This is a genomic window from Pauljensenia sp. UMB6358 (assembly GCF_030216865.1).
Classification (GTDB): domain Bacteria; phylum Actinomycetota; class Actinomycetes; order Actinomycetales; family Actinomycetaceae; genus Pauljensenia; species Pauljensenia turicensis_A.
In genome coordinates this window covers 1-1,457 of record NZ_JASOMS010000019.1, presented here as the reverse complement: position 1 = coordinate 1,457, position 1,457 = coordinate 1, and the positions used below count along the sequence as shown (strand labels likewise).

The window sequence follows — 1,457 nt, the reverse complement described above, 5'->3', positions numbered from 1 at the left end:
TTCAAGCCGTTGTCGCTGCTTGTCGGTGAGTCGTTCCTGCGCATCACCCCACACCCACGCTCAAGTACGAAGAGCCGCATTACGCTTCTCCCCCGCACCTTAGAAAATGAACAAAACACACCAGACGGTTTCTATTGTACTGGCAACTGTGTCTAGACGGCAGCTTTCCCTGTTTTTTAGGGATGCAAATAAGTAGTTCAGACTCTACAAGAGATCTGAGTGGGATCCGGTCACTTGTTTGCGAAACTGCGAGGAGTATTTGATGACATAGCGCGCCATTAGGCATTGCTAGACCAGTTCGTTAGGCGGGGTATTTAACCTAGTAAGAAAGCGGTTAACAATTCTTAGCGGTTACTCATTTTATAGCTGCTCTATATATTGAGTCATTAACTCACGCCGGAGATTAATGCGCCTAGTCATTTCTGCCATAGCACTACGCCAATTGGCTTTATTATCCTTAGGAGAATCTGGCAAAAGAATCGGATCGCCTTGTTCATTTATCCAAGGAGAAAGACACAGCGGATCGCCTTGTTCCTGATTTTTCTTAAGGAGCTTCCGAAAAGGCGTAGCCACGTCATATCCTCCAGATCGAGATTCAAGAGGCTCTTTATCTTGGTAGTACTTCTTTAAAGTTAGATCCCAGTAATCCTCGGTGGGATTGTATCTCGCTCCGTTAAACCCGTCGGGCACAATAATCAGATTCGCAGGAGTGTATGCAGCGCGAATAAATTCTTGCACAGTTTCATCTTTGAACACTTTGCCGAATTCGTCAAAGTGCTTCAATATTCCTTTATAGGTTCCGGGAGTGGCGCTCGATCCATCGAAGGTATTCTCAATAAAAGGTTTTTGCCACCACAGAAAATCTTTCCCCTTGCATCCATAGGCTATTTGAAGCCCGTATTTCAGTGTGGTCCAGACCGAGCACATCCAATCCCCCTGGACATATTTAGATGGTTCCCGACTAAATGCGTTAGGGCATTCACGAACAGTAATATCTAGACGCTCTCCCCACAGCTCTTTATAAAAATAGCGAGCTCCATCAGAGGCATCAGGATCCTCTACCCCTCCTCCTGCTTTGTATTCAAGCCACGTGCGGACGTGATCTTCACTCGCTTTTTTAGGAAGTTTGGGGTCTAGTAAAAAACAGTCAAGATCAAATAAATCGTTCATAACTTCACTTTAATAGTCGGCATTCAAATCCGGAAGATGTTTGCACTAATGCCCCCAGGGAGCCACCCGGACTTAGAACCGGCAGGTAGAATCCTAAAACACCTCCTGCCCGTGTGGTTGGGAAGTTACCGAAATAGCTGAGTTTTTGCCGTCTTTGCAGCTAAAGACTTATCCGAGGGCGTGGAAACGATCAAACCTGAGTCGTGAAGCGTCTTGGGTTTTGTTCTGCTTCTTAAATTGGGTGCCAGTTGTCTGGCGTGGGTCTGGTTATAAGTTGTGATGATCTT

Annotated in this window: 1 protein-coding gene; it reads right to left on the bottom strand. The window is 46.0% G+C overall.

Features of this window, described 5'->3' with window-relative positions; all coding sequences use genetic code 11:
• Positions 1 to 360: 360 nt before the first annotated feature.
• Complete coding sequence (locus QP381_RS08400; protein ID WP_006680318.1) at positions 361 to 1,170, bottom strand: hypothetical protein; 810 nt, start codon at positions 1,168 to 1,170, stop codon at positions 361 to 363.
• Positions 1,171 to 1,457 lie beyond the last annotated feature (287 nt).